Below are 12,545 nucleotides of genomic sequence, written 5' to 3'. Positions count from 1 at the left end.
AAATGTATCAACTTATAGATTTAAGTTGATACATTTTCTTTATGATTGAAAATATTTTTTAATCTCATCAATTTCCTGTTGAGGTAATCCAAGTAATTCTACTGCGTTAGAAAAAGTAGTATTTAAATTATGAATAAGATTTTTTACTACCATGATATTTCTTTTTTTTCTTTCACTTTGTTTCGTTTTTTGAATTGCTTCTCTTTCAATCATTTCTCCTAAGTTACACATCTTTTCTACCTCCTTATCTATTACATTAAATCCATATTCTTTCATGATTCTTCTTTTTTCTTGATAACTTAATACATTATTTAAAAAAGCAACAAGTGGTGTTAGTATGTTATCATAGATTATATACTTTTCATTAGTATCATGTTCTTTGTTTAAGTATATCATAATAAGTACACCTTTGTCATAGGTTTCTATTCTTTCTATTGTTGTTCCATTGATATTTATTTCATCTATCTTATATGCATTGATATGACCATCATTCTTTTTGGCAGATTGTGGTAATATCCAAATTGAATAGACTTTCTTTATATGATTATAATCATAGTCATAATATTCATTTTTCCATTGTGTGGTCATGATTCTTGAGATATAAGTAAGACCTCGTGTAATCAGAGAATAACCTGGATTGGGGTCATTTTGTATTTCAACATTTAGATAGATTCTTTGTGATAAATCAATCGTACAAAGGAAATCATAATTCGTTTTACCACTATAGGGAATAAAGTTTTCTTTATCTAAATGTTGAAAAGATTTCTTTTCTTTGATCAATCTTTCAATCTCATTCAGAGTTAAATGTTTTGCTTCATCAACAAAACATATAACTATTCTACTTAATATTTCTTCATGACAAATAATCAACTTACAATAGTTATCTAATACTAGTTTATGATTAGATGAACTTTTTTCAATTATACCTTCCATAAAATATACCTCCTACTATATATATCGTCTCTTTTTTTGCTTTTTTCTTTAAAAAAATAAAAAATTTTAATTCTTTTAGTCACATAGCTTTTGCTTGACATGGATAAGTGAATGTTATATTCTTATATCATATTAATTATATATGAAATGAATAAATTGGTACAAAATAAAATGGGGGAATTAAAAATGGAAAGAATTACAAGTTTTAGTGTTGATCATCGAAAACTAACTAAAGGAGTTTATGTATCAAGAATTGATGGGGATTTGATTACATATGATATTCGAATGACACAACCTAACGTTGAGCCAGCTTTAAAACCAGAAGCAGCACATACGATTGAACATATTGGCGCAACATTACTTAGAAATGGTAAATATAAAGATCAAGTGATTTATTTTGGACCAATGGGTTGTATGACAGGCTTTTATTTGATTGTGAGAGATTTAGATTTAGAAGTGATTAAAGAAGTTGTAAAAGATGTTTATAGTCAAATTGCCTCTTGGGATCAAGAGATTCCAGGGGCTAAGGAAGAAGAATGTGGAAATTATACATTCATGGATTTAGCTGAAGCTAAAAAAGCAGCTAATTATTTTGTAAATAGTAAATGGGAACATGAATATCATCTATTATAAAGGGAAAACAACAATGAAAAAATTAGGGATTAAATTATTAGCACTTACCTTACTAGCAAGTGTGACAACAGGATGTGCTTCATCTAAATAAGAAAATACATGGGATAAAATTCAAGAAAATAAAGAAATCGTGATTGGAGCAGAAGGGACATTTGCTCCTTTCTCTTATCATGATGATAACGATAATTTAGTAGGTTATGATGTAGAAGTATCAGAAGCGCTTGCTAAAGAATTAGGGGTCAAAGTTAAATTTGTAGAAGTTAAATGGTATAGTTTAATTGCTGGACTTGATTCAGATAAATATGATTTAGTAACTAACCAAGTGGCTATTACTGCTGAAAGAAAGAAAAAATATGATTTTTCAATTCCACATACATACTCATATCCAGCAATTATCACTAAAAAATATAATACTGAAATTACTAAAATGAGGGATATTAAAGGACGTGTTGCTGATGAAAATATCACAATGATTATTGTGACTCATGAAATGTCTTTTGCACATCAAATATCAGATAAAGTGATTTTTATGGATCAAGGACAAATTGTTGAAAGTGGCACAGCTAAACAAATATTTGATCATCCTCAAATGCCAAGAACACAACAGTTTCTAGCAAGATATCGAGGAGATACAGACTATATTATTTAAAAAGTCATGGTTTATCCATGACTTTTATGCATCTCTAACATATACTATTTTATTCTTTTTTAAATCTTTAATGATTATTTTAATTTCTTTATTTTTTTTAGTGCTATCTGTTATATAAGATAAATATTTTCCATCTATTGATATTTTTAATGAATATACTTTTTCTTTTGTTAATAAAGTACTTTCTTTATAAGTAAAATCATACATAAATAAACCATCATTTCGGGTGTAATATAGTTTATCTTTATATATATCACTATTTTCAATTTGTTCATTAAATAGAATTTGATTATCACAATATAACTTATCATCTTGAATATTGTGTAAATAGAGATGATTATTTTTTATATAGAAATAATCACATAATGGAGTATCTAATTTTTCTTTTTTAAATGTATCTAGAGATATTTTAATGATTGTATAATCATCTTGTAGAAAATAAAGATATTGATGATAAATAGAATAACGGTTTGTTAATTTTCCTTTATAAACAACTTTATTATTTTGATTAGTTATTTTGTCACTATAAATAATATAATATCTATTCTTGTTACCAATAATACCTAATATATTCTTATCTGAAATAGGGATATGTTGTTGTTCTATATTCATAAAATTCTTCTGTAAAGAAGATAACTTTTTTAATTTAACATCTTGAAAATCATTATTAAAGAGATATAAATATTCACTTTCATCATCGTCAATAGTATAAAAAAAACCATCTTTTTGAGGAAATACATTAATTAAATTATTACTAGATTCGTAAAGATTTCTTACTAAAGAATACTCTTTCCAATCATTTTTATCTATTATCTTATTAGAAAAATAATAATATTCTTTATTTTCCGCAAAGTTAAGTTCATGATAACTATTGTATTGAAAACTAGATGAATTATTTTGATTATTTGAACAACCAGTTATTAATATTAATAAAGAAAGAATATAAAGATAATAATCAATTCAATAATTACTATATGAAAATCTATGCCTAACATTTTTTCACCATAACCTGCAAAATAGCGACCAGGAACAAGAAAACTAATAAAAGGAAAATAAAGAATATGTATACTATTTCCTAAGAAAGCTAAAGGAATATAGACGAAAATAAAAAGTACAAGCAAAATAAAGATATTAGAATGAATAAATTTTTTTAGTAAAATACTTAGACCACATAAAAGATAACTCGCTATATAGTAAAGAAATGTACAAAAGCATATAAATGTTATTAATGAAATATTTGGACAATTTTTTGAACACCAAGGAATATTAATTATTGAAAAATCTAATCTAGAAAAATGTTTAAAAATAAGTATTTTACCAATAGTCATTAAAATTAAAAATAATCCCCATATACAACTAAATACAAATATTTTACTCTTTTTAGCATTCTTAATACCATTAGATGTTGTTTTTTCATAAATCCATATATGATCATCTATTTCTTTTAAATAGATACTATAAATAAGAAAGAAAAGAAAGAGAATGATAATAAAATCTAGATTGTTAAAATTTAAACAATCAGTATACCTTGTATTAACTATTTCCTTATGTTGAGTATTTTTAATTTTTAAATAATATAAGTAGAAAGAATTTAATGCATCTTTTTTTAAAATATTAGAATTATTTTTTCTTTGTTTTTTTAGATATTCTTTTTGATTAATTTGATGATTTTGATATTCTTTTAAAATATCTTCATTATTCTCATAAGAATCTAATTCTTTTAGAATTTTTTTTTCTTTTGAATTATTTGGAATACCAGAGTATTTATCTATATATTGATCATAAATTTGTGTAGTAGTATCACGGTTTATTTTTGTTTGATGTAGATTTATATATAAAGTTGAGAAAGATGTAAAAAGTAAAATAAGAATAATGAGTAAACCTTTATTATTTTTAAAAAATAAACGAAAATATAATTTAATTAATTGATACATAATATCTCCTCTTAAATAGAAAATAGGTAAAAAAATTTAAATTTAAAATGATAAATGAAAATAATAAGGAACTCATAAAAATCCTTTGATTATAGATAGAATCATTTAAAGATGAAAAACTAATAATACTTAATAGATTGTTGTTATATAACTGAATTGAAATATAAATAATCAATATAGCAATAAAAAATCCTTTATATTCCTTGTTTAAAAAATGACAAAGAAATAAAAATAAATAAGAGAAAGATAAACATCCAACTAAACGAAAAAAATAATTACAAACAATATAAAAGAATATAGAAATATTATAGGGTTCATACATAAAATGAGATAATGCATAAAGTGGTTGAAATAAACCATTTTTCATTCCTAAAAAATAATAAATAAGATAACTTTCTATTAACAATAATAAAGAAGAAAGAAACGTAAATAACAAGATCATTAATATCTTTGATATAAATATTTTTTTTATTTGTTTTCTAGAAATATAAAAATATAAATCTGTTTGTTTTTGTTTTTCATAGATGAATAATTTGATTACTAAGATAATACAAAATATCAGGGATAATAGATATTGAAAATCTTGATTCATAAAATTATTGATTAAGGTATAATCATAGTAGTAGCTAAGATTTCTATTTTTTAATCTTTTTTTAAGCATTATATTTTCTTTTTTCCATTTACTATTTTGAGTTTTTTTAATATTTTCATCTAGAATAGTGATTTTATTTTTAATTGAAGAATGATAATTGATTGTATATTCATAATCTTCTAATAAATTATTACTTATCTGTTCATCACCGAAAATATAACCTGAAAAAGTATTTTTAGACTTGTTTTTGGTATTATAGTTTCCATTATTTACTTGTTCTAACATCGTATTATGATAATTAACAAGCCAATCATATTTTTGTTGAGAAATAGGTCCTTGAATTATTTTTAATATTTTTCTTTTTCCTGTATTAATATCTCCATATATATTTTGATAATTGACATATATGATTTGTAAACTGTTTAAGATAAGTAAAAGAATAAATAGAACTTTAACTGATTTAGAACGTAATAACTTATATAATTCACCTTTTATCATAAACATCACCATAATAATAAAGATAAATATCTTCTAAATTTATTTCTTTACAATGTGGAAATAATTCATCTTTATGAGAAAAAAACTTAATTTTATAATCATCGTTAATAGGTACAATAGAAGAAACATGATATGTTTCTATATATTTTTGTAGATCTTTTTTTGAAACGATCGTTTCATAAAAGAATTGTTTTAATGATAATATTAATTCTTGTGGACTTTTAAAATCTAATAATTGTCCGTTTTTAAAGAATATAAGAGATTTAGCTAGATGGTCCATATCTTGAATAATATGAGTAGAAATAATAATAATTTTATTTTTTGAAAGATTTCTTAAGAGATTTTTAAGTCTTAATCTTTCAATAGGGTCTAAACCTGTTGTAGGTTCATCTAATAATAAAATTTGAGGATCATTTATGATTGCCTGAGCAATAGGTAAACGTTGCTTCATTCCTCCAGATAATTTTTTAATCTTAATATATTTTTGATCATATAAATTAACTAATCTTAAAGTATGATCTATTTGGTTTTTATCAATTGATTTAAGTGCACAAATATATTCAAGAAATTCATTACAAGTAAGATCTACATATAAAGCAGGAGATTGAGGAACATATCCAAAGACATGATAAAAATCATCACTTAAAAACTTAACTTCATCAATTTCAATTGTTCCACTATCATTTTTAATAAGTCCACATAAAATACTTAAAAAAGTAGTTTTTCCTGCTCCATTAGGACCAATTAATCCATAGATTCCAGATGATAAATGTAAAGTAATATGATCTAATGCTTTTTTGTTTTTATAATACTTTGATAAATCATTTATATAAATATTCATTACTTTACCACCAATGAAGTACTTTCTTCTGGAAGATTACTTGAAAGAGGAATAGCAATAGCTTTTACATTTTTTGTTTTATTTCCTGGTTTATAGCTTAATACTGCACTTTTATTTTTAGGAAGTTCTATATGGTAGCTAGATACAGGTTTTAAATCTTCTAATACCCAAAGAATATAATTATCAGAAATACCACTCATTTTTATAGTAATAGGTTTATTTTTCTTAAAATTTCCTTCTAGATTATTAGGAAATTGAATAAGTAAATTATTATCAAAATAACCTTCTTCATCATGTTTTAATAAATCAGATGTATAATCAATTAAATCATAATTATTATTTAAATCTATAGGATTATTAGCAGTATCTTGATGAATATCAATAAAAGTAGTACCACAAGCCATCATATGTTGTTTATTAGTAAGTTGTTTAAGAGAATCAACAATTTCATAATCAGCTATTAAAAAAGCATGCATATAAAGATGATCACCTTTACTACCAGTATTAGGCATAATAGAAACATGCTCAGTTTTATTAGTGTCTTTTTTTCCTTTAAATGTGTAGACTAAACTTTCTTTATCTTCATGCTTAATCATTTGAGGAATACCATTAATAAATATCATTAAACCAAAATTTGCATCTCTACCTACAACTTCATAATCATAATTAATATCTACATCTTTACCATCAAAACTATAACCATCTTCAATATGATGCAATCCAAAACCTACTTTTAAATCAACTGTTTCTTGATTGTTATTCTTTTTGATTGTTATATTTTCTTGTTTGGTACTACATCCAACAAGTAAAAATATACAAAACATACTGAGTATTATTTTTTTCATTCTGTTACCTCTCTTCTTATAAAAGTAGTTTTCTCATTTTGTTTACCTATAATAAATAATTGATGATCAACATATTCAGCAAATAAAATATTATCTAGCTCATTAAAATCATATTTTACATTATTGAAAATAATATAAGGTTTCCAATCATCAACACTTCCTTTTTCTGTAATAATAATCTTTCCATTACTTAAATAACAATTTACAGAATTTTCATAATTAAGTCCTAAATCATTAAAATCATCATCATAATAAACAGCAATCTTATCCTTATTAGCACCATAACCTTCATCTTGATTATGAATAATACTTTTATCTTTAAAAGAACTTAAAGTAACTTGGGGACTATTATATAAACTATAAGTTTGATGATTTATATCTATTACCCCATAACATCCAGAAGTTTGTTGACCTTGTTTTAAATATGTTCCACCAGTATAAATAAGGGTTTTATCATTTGTGAAAGCTAATTCCCATATAGCATTTAATTTTCTAGGTGTATCATCTAAAGTAAGAACAGTGCTAACTAAGCGAGTATCTCTATCTAATAATAAAACACTTTCTGTATCATAATTCATTTTTACACATGAAATAAATTGACCAGATGATGAAACAGCTAAACTATCATATTCAAATTCATCAAAAAAATTATTTAAATCAATATGATTTTTAAGTTTATGATTTTGAAATAAAAATAAATTGTCTGTTAGTTGAATAGCATATATATCTTGAAGAACATGTATTTTAGCTTTATTAACAGGCCCATCAAAAATCATTGTGTTTAATAATTCTTTATTTTTTTCTATAGAATAATCATAAACATATGTTTGATTATTTTTTTTATAAACGAATATTAAATTATGATCTATGATTTTAAAATCAATGATTTCATATTTTGATAATTGTTGGTAATCTTGAGTTTTCTTAACTGTTTTTACTTTATGATTATTTGTGGTTTGACAACCACATAGTAATATGACTAAAAAAATGGTTATTATTTTTTTCATAGTTAACCTCATTATAGAAAATATCATTTCTGATAATTTAATAGTTATTATCAAAAATGATATTTATATTAATTTAATATTGTGTAGATGTATAAACATGATATCCGGTTGTATGAATAGCATCATGTGTTCCATAAAATGTAACTTTAGTTCCAGTATATCCCCAACATTCTAATGTATCTCCAACACCAGAACTATTTGCATGTTGGTTTTGAGTAGAACCAATATTAGCACCAGTGCTAGTTTTTTTAGCTTCTATTTTTATTTTTATAGATTTAACATTTTGACCAATAGTGGTACCACCTTCACACAATTTAGATGATCCACTATTATAAGGAGATATAAATCCTTTTAATGTACCATAGGGTGTTGATTTTGTTGTTGATTTAGCAGCGGATACAGAGTTTACATTTCCAAATGCCATAAGTAGTGCGAAACTTAATGTTACAAATAATTTAATTTTATTTTTTTTCATAATTTAATATTCCTTTCATTAGTTTTTTTGGTAATGGTGGTTCATACATGTGCCATCTAGATGTATTTTCAGTAGATGACTTAGCGGCTAATAATGACTTCTTAGCCACAAATTTTAGTAATTCTTTTTTCATTTTTTTGTTCTCCTTTCTTCATGAGAAAAGCATTGATTATTATAATTACAAAAATTAATTTCGATAGAAGAGGGTATAGAAAAGTAGAAATTATTCCAAGTGATAAAAGAATATAAATAATATGACAATATTTTTGTTTAAAAATCTTTCTCTGAGAATTTGTAAATGGTTTATTAAAATGACATATTGGAGCTTTTTTTATCGAAAAAATACTACATACGATACATAATGGAATTAATAATTCATAATTTAGCTTATCAATCATTATTACAGATAATATGAATATAAAATCCGTCCATATTATGCATTTTAAATAACTATCACAGTGATATCCTCCTGAATATTTTCTAATAAAATAAAAAATAAGTAAGTAAAAAAATGCTATTAATTTGTATTTTATAAAAATACCCGTAAATAGAACAATCGCTATACATAAATAACTTGATAAAATAGATTCAAATCCGTATTTATATATATCGCTATCTACATCTATAATTTTTTCTTCTAGGCATATAGAAATGAATTTGTTACTTAAATAATTTATCATTCTTGCTCCTCCCAATTTGATAATAACAGTAATATTTAATTTTTTTGGATTTTGGCAAGAAAGGTAAATAATAAGGCAAATAATGCATATTTTTAGTTTAAAATATTTGATATACTATTTTCGAGGAAAGCTTATGTACAAAGTAATAATTATTGATGATAATAAAAATGATCTTAATATGATGAAAAATAAAATTATAAATTGTAATAAATTGGAATTAGAATGTTTTCAAGATGTATCTAAAATAGATATGAATAAAAATTATGATGCTGTATTTATTGATATAGATATGCCAATGATGAATGGGATAGATTTTGCTAATCAATATAAATTAAAGCATTTAGATACATTTATAATTTTTGTAACAAATCATAGTGAATTAGTTTTTGATACTTTTAAAGTACATCCATTTGATTTTATAAGAAAAGAACATTTTGATTTAGAAATAGAACGTGTTATTGAAGAATTAATATTTCTATTAGATAAAAAAAATAAAAAAATCCAGGTAAAGAGTAATGGAGAAATAATTCAAATTAAACTAGTAGACATTTTATTCTGTGAATCAAATAAACATAATTGTTATATTTATAAAAATAATAATACGTGTATAAAAGTGCGAATGAAATTATCAGAAATATATAAATTATTAGATTCGGATATATTTTTTCAAGTGAATAAGTCATTTTTAATTAATTGGAATTGTGTAGAAAAGATTTCTAATGGAATGATTATTTATGAAAATGGACTATGTTTTAATATTAGTAGGCCAATGATTAAAGAAGCAAAAAGATTATTTTTAGTTAGAAAGGCAGAAAGTGTATGAATATTTTTAATATAGTTATAATGATGTTTGAAACATTTATTTCAATAATGTTTATTTTTTTGATATTAGATTACACCTCAAAAGAAAATATAATAAGATTTATGATTTTTTGGATAGGAGAAATGATAATAAGTATTATGTACAATTATCATTTTTTAACTGATTACACATTGTTATTTGTAGAGATATTGTATTATTTAGGAATTACACATTATCTTTCTAGAAAAGATATCTTTAATTGTTTTTTTGTAGCAATTCTCAATAATATATTATTATTATTTTCTAATGCTCTTGTATTAGTTACTGTTAATAGTATATCTTATATGATTACGTATAATATTTATAGTAATAATTTGGTGAATTTTATATCAAAAGTTGTTTTTTTATTACTAAGTTTTATTTTTCATAAGTATTTTAAAAAGTATATTTTTGAAATTAAAATACATAAAACATTTGATATATTAATTACGTCAATGTTAGTTCTTTATATTATTATTTTTAATACTATCTTTGTAAAAAAGACATTTGTTCTATCATCTTTAATAGAATTAATCATATTGAATGTATTTGTATATTTTATGTATAAATTTTTTATTCAAAATATACAATTACAAAATGAAACATTTACGAATCAATTGATCATACAAGAATTAAAAAATAAGGAAAAAGATTATCATAGACTTATAAAAAATGAAGAAAAATTAAAAACTATAAAACATGATATGAAACATCATCTATTATATTTATTAGATTGTTATGAAAATAATAATGAGAATTTTGAAAAAGAAATAAAAAAAGAAATAGCAAATTTAACTAAATTAGAAACATCTGTTAATACAGGAGTATCTTCCTTGGACTATATAATTTCATCAAAACGAGAAATATTTCAGGAAAAGAATATACAATTTATATGTAATCACTACAATGGAGATATCATTTTTGATAAATTGGACTCGTATATTATATTTGGAAATCTTATTGATAATGCAATTGAGAATTGTTCAGCAAATCCATCAAAAAAAATCATTATTGATTTAAATCAAGATAACGAATATGTTTATATAAAAATAAAGAATACGATTAACTATCCAGTATTAAAATATAATCCTCAGCTCATAAGTAAAAAAGGAACGGCAGAACATGGAATTGGTTTATCAAGTGTAAAATCAACTTTAAAAAAATATAAATCTGAAATATCTTTTTCAGAAGATAAATATTGGTTTACTGTTCTTATAGTTATTGATAAATACGAATATATTCATTAATATTCATTTAAAAGAAATTGTTCATCTACAATTTCTTTTTTGTTATAATGGGGTAAATGAGGTAAAGATATGAAGAAAACAAAAGAAATAATTATTGATGCGTTCTGGCAACTATTAGAAGAAAAACCCTTTAATAAAATAACAGTTCAAAACATTGTTGAACGTTGTGCATTAAATAGAAACACTTTTTATTATCATTTTCAAGATATCCCAAATCTTGCTGAATATACAGTAAAATTATGGGCAGATGAAATCATTCAAAACAATTATGAATTTGGTTCACCAATGACGTGTCTTTCTCCTTTGGTAGAAGAATTTATAAAACATAAAAAAGCTTTCCAACATCTTTATTCATCATCTCAAAAAGATGAATTTATTACATATATGAATCATGTCGCTTTACATATTGTTAAAATGTTTATGAAACAATCTTCACATTATGTATCAAGAAGTGAAGATGAAAAGGAAACATTAACACATTTTTATAAATGCTTAATGATTGGTATTTTAATTGATTGGTTAGAATGCCAAGGAGATTATGATTTAAAATTATTTGTAGAAAAAATCTATCATTTAATAGATAGTTCCTCACAGACTTTATTATAAGTCTGTTTTTTTGGTTATTTTACTTATTTTGTCCATTTTATAATCAATAAAAGAGGACTATATTATAAGTAGGAAGTGATACATATGAAAACATTAAATAAAGTAAAAACAAGTATTTGGATCAACGCACTTAGTGCAATTATTATTGGGATTTTATTCTTGATCAATCCTCAAGAATCCTTTCAAATGATTACGATTATTGCAGGAATAATTATTACAGCAACAGGTATTCTTGATTTTATTTATTATTTTAATGGATGGTTAGATATTTATTTTATGAAGAATACATTATTAAGTGGTTTTCTAAAATGTTTGTTAGGAATCTTTGTGTTAACACATATACCACTTATGACAACTTTCTTCTCTTATATTTTTAGTTTATATATTATTATTAGTGCTTTATATTGTTTTGAAGCCTATACGTTTATTAAATCAATGATAAGTTATTCTTTAACTTTTGATTATGTTGTTGTCACAATTTTAATATTTACAGGTCTTACGATGTTCTTTTTAGCACCAAGTACAGTGATTTCATCTTCATTTGTGATTGGTATATTATTTTTAATTAATGGAATATCTAATCTCTTTATTGTCTTTAGATTAACAAGAATTATTAAACAATACAGAACCTATATTCAATAAGCAGAGAAATCTGCTTTTTTAAATAATTAAAACATTTTAGCACTCATCTCTTGACAGTGCTAAAGCCAAGAACTATAATGTATTTAGAAATTAGGAAAGGTATTAATAAAGAACCTAGTTTC

General features: G+C 23.2%; 16 protein-coding genes. 6 read left to right on the top strand and 10 right to left on the bottom strand.

The genetic code is table 11. From position 1 onward, the window contains the following. Positions 1-39: 39 nt before the first annotated feature. Positions 40-933 carry a hypothetical protein gene (locus tag HUU89_RS04780; RefSeq protein WP_118473730.1) on the bottom strand — a complete coding sequence of 298 codons (894 nt, stop codon included), beginning with the start codon at positions 931-933 and terminating at the stop codon, positions 40-42. 186 nt (positions 934-1,119) lie between these two features. Between HUU89_RS04780 and HUU89_RS04775 the strand changes: the two genes are divergently transcribed. Further along, the gene (locus HUU89_RS04775; protein WP_117852201.1) at positions 1,120-1,566 is read left to right on the top strand and encodes an S-ribosylhomocysteine lyase; all 447 of its coding nucleotides are present in this window, start codon (positions 1,120-1,122) and stop codon (positions 1,564-1,566) included. 130 nt (positions 1,567-1,696) lie between these two features. Then, entirely contained in the window at positions 1,697-2,215 is a 519-nt protein-coding gene (locus HUU89_RS14915; protein ID WP_022000776.1) for a transporter substrate-binding domain-containing protein, read from the top strand. Between the two features lie 24 nt (positions 2,216-2,239). Here the strand turns inward: HUU89_RS14915 and HUU89_RS04765 are convergent, their stop codons facing one another. From HUU89_RS04765 to HUU89_RS04725, 9 genes are all read right to left on the bottom strand, one after another. After that, positions 2,240-2,827 (bottom strand): hypothetical protein, encoded by a 588-nt coding sequence (locus HUU89_RS04765; protein ID WP_175301124.1) that lies wholly within the window; start codon positions 2,825-2,827, stop codon positions 2,240-2,242. 314 nt (positions 2,828-3,141) lie between these two features. Then, the gene (locus tag HUU89_RS04760; RefSeq protein WP_175301123.1) at positions 3,142-4,149 is read right to left on the bottom strand and encodes a hypothetical protein; all 1,008 of its coding nucleotides are present in this window, start codon (positions 4,147-4,149) and stop codon (positions 3,142-3,144) included. Then, the gene (locus HUU89_RS04755) at positions 4,133-5,239 is read right to left on the bottom strand and encodes a hypothetical protein (protein ID WP_175301122.1); all 1,107 of its coding nucleotides are present in this window, start codon (positions 5,237-5,239) and stop codon (positions 4,133-4,135) included. Before HUU89_RS04755 ends, HUU89_RS04760 begins: the two co-directional genes overlap by 17 nt. Continuing rightward, positions 5,226-6,080 carry an ABC transporter ATP-binding protein gene (locus HUU89_RS04750; protein ID WP_175301121.1) on the bottom strand — a complete coding sequence of 285 codons (855 nt, stop codon included), beginning with the start codon at positions 6,078-6,080 and terminating at the stop codon, positions 5,226-5,228. Before HUU89_RS04750 ends, HUU89_RS04755 begins: the two co-directional genes overlap by 14 nt. Continuing rightward, a complete protein-coding gene (locus tag HUU89_RS04745) occupies positions 6,080-6,904 on the bottom strand; it encodes a hypothetical protein (RefSeq protein WP_175301120.1) in 825 nt (274 codons plus the stop codon). Before HUU89_RS04745 ends, HUU89_RS04750 begins: the two co-directional genes overlap by 1 nt. Before the next feature lie 17 nt (positions 6,905-6,921). Then, entirely contained in the window at positions 6,922-7,932 is a 1,011-nt protein-coding gene (locus HUU89_RS04740) for a hypothetical protein (protein ID WP_175301119.1), read from the bottom strand. Positions 7,933-8,005: 73 nt separating this feature from the next. Next, positions 8,006-8,407, bottom strand: a complete 402-nt coding sequence (locus tag HUU89_RS04735) for a hypothetical protein (protein ID WP_175301118.1) — start codon at positions 8,405-8,407, stop codon at positions 8,006-8,008. Next, positions 8,394-8,540 (bottom strand): cyclic lactone autoinducer peptide, encoded by a 147-nt coding sequence (locus HUU89_RS04730; protein WP_117865621.1) that lies wholly within the window; start codon positions 8,538-8,540, stop codon positions 8,394-8,396. The genes HUU89_RS04735 and HUU89_RS04730 overlap by 14 nt, the downstream gene beginning before the upstream one ends. Further along, positions 8,509-9,087, bottom strand: coding sequence for an accessory gene regulator B family protein (locus HUU89_RS04725; protein WP_175301117.1), 579 nt, complete (start codon positions 9,085-9,087; stop codon positions 8,509-8,511). Before HUU89_RS04725 ends, HUU89_RS04730 begins: the two co-directional genes overlap by 32 nt. A gap of 133 nt (positions 9,088-9,220) precedes the next feature. On the opposite strand from HUU89_RS04725, the gene HUU89_RS04720 reads away from it, so the two are divergent. The 4 genes from HUU89_RS04720 (at position 9,221) to HUU89_RS04705 (ending at position 12,423) form a co-directional block, all read left to right on the top strand. Continuing rightward, complete coding sequence (locus tag HUU89_RS04720; RefSeq protein WP_158560105.1) at positions 9,221-9,910, top strand: LytR/AlgR family response regulator transcription factor; 690 nt, start codon at positions 9,221-9,223, stop codon at positions 9,908-9,910. A gap of 122 nt (positions 9,911-10,032) precedes the next feature. After that, positions 10,033-11,175, top strand: coding sequence for a GHKL domain-containing protein (locus HUU89_RS04715; RefSeq protein WP_175301116.1), 1,143 nt, complete (start codon positions 10,033-10,035; stop codon positions 11,173-11,175). 69 nt (positions 11,176-11,244) lie between these two features. Then, entirely contained in the window at positions 11,245-11,781 is a 537-nt protein-coding gene (locus HUU89_RS04710; protein ID WP_117865628.1) for a TetR/AcrR family transcriptional regulator C-terminal domain-containing protein, read from the top strand. A gap of 84 nt (positions 11,782-11,865) precedes the next feature. Further along, entirely contained in the window at positions 11,866-12,423 is a 558-nt protein-coding gene (locus HUU89_RS04705) for a DUF308 domain-containing protein (RefSeq protein ID WP_175301115.1), read from the top strand. Positions 12,424-12,545: the final 122 nt, after the last annotated feature.

The sequence above is a fragment of the Faecalibacillus sp. H12 genome (genome assembly GCF_013361255.1).
Lineage (GTDB): Bacteria > Bacillota_I > Bacilli_A > Erysipelotrichales > Coprobacillaceae > Faecalibacillus > Faecalibacillus intestinalis.
This window is presented reverse-complemented; position numbering and strand designations above follow the sequence as displayed.

Excerpts from the sequence above, each read along its gene's own strand:
- HUU89_RS04720 (WP_158560105.1), top strand. The coding sequence starts at position 9,221 with ATGTACAAAGTAATAATTATTGATGATAATAAAAATGATCTTAATATG.
- HUU89_RS04710 (WP_117865628.1), top strand. The coding sequence starts at position 11,245 with ATGAAGAAAACAAAAGAAATAATTATTGATGCGTTCTGGCAACTATTA.
- HUU89_RS04725 (WP_175301117.1), bottom strand. The coding sequence starts at position 9,087 with ATGATAAATTATTTAAGTAACAAATTCATTTCTATATGCCTAGAAGAA.
- HUU89_RS04730 (WP_117865621.1), bottom strand. The coding sequence starts at position 8,540 with ATGAAAAAAGAATTACTAAAATTTGTGGCTAAGAAGTCATTATTAGCC.
- HUU89_RS04745 (WP_175301120.1), bottom strand. The coding sequence starts at position 6,904 with ATGTTTTGTATATTTTTACTTGTTGGATGTAGTACCAAACAAGAAAAT.
- HUU89_RS04780 (WP_118473730.1), bottom strand. The coding sequence starts at position 933 with ATGGAAGGTATAATTGAAAAAAGTTCATCTAATCATAAACTAGTATTA.
- HUU89_RS04740 (WP_175301119.1), bottom strand. The coding sequence starts at position 7,932 with ATGAAAAAAATAATAACCATTTTTTTAGTCATATTACTATGTGGTTGT.
- HUU89_RS04765 (WP_175301124.1), bottom strand. The coding sequence starts at position 2,827 with ATGAATATAGAACAACAACATATCCCTATTTCAGATAAGAATATATTA.
- HUU89_RS04705 (WP_175301115.1), top strand. The coding sequence starts at position 11,866 with ATGAAAACATTAAATAAAGTAAAAACAAGTATTTGGATCAACGCACTT.
- HUU89_RS04760 (WP_175301123.1), bottom strand. The coding sequence starts at position 4,149 with ATGTATCAATTAATTAAATTATATTTTCGTTTATTTTTTAAAAATAAT.
- HUU89_RS04755 (WP_175301122.1), bottom strand. The coding sequence starts at position 5,239 with ATGATAAAAGGTGAATTATATAAGTTATTACGTTCTAAATCAGTTAAA.
- HUU89_RS04775 (WP_117852201.1), top strand. The coding sequence starts at position 1,120 with ATGGAAAGAATTACAAGTTTTAGTGTTGATCATCGAAAACTAACTAAA.
- HUU89_RS04715 (WP_175301116.1), top strand. The coding sequence starts at position 10,033 with ATGATAATAAGTATTATGTACAATTATCATTTTTTAACTGATTACACA.
- HUU89_RS04735 (WP_175301118.1), bottom strand. The coding sequence starts at position 8,407 with ATGAAAAAAAATAAAATTAAATTATTTGTAACATTAAGTTTCGCACTA.
- HUU89_RS04750 (WP_175301121.1), bottom strand. The coding sequence starts at position 6,080 with ATGAATATTTATATAAATGATTTATCAAAGTATTATAAAAACAAAAAA.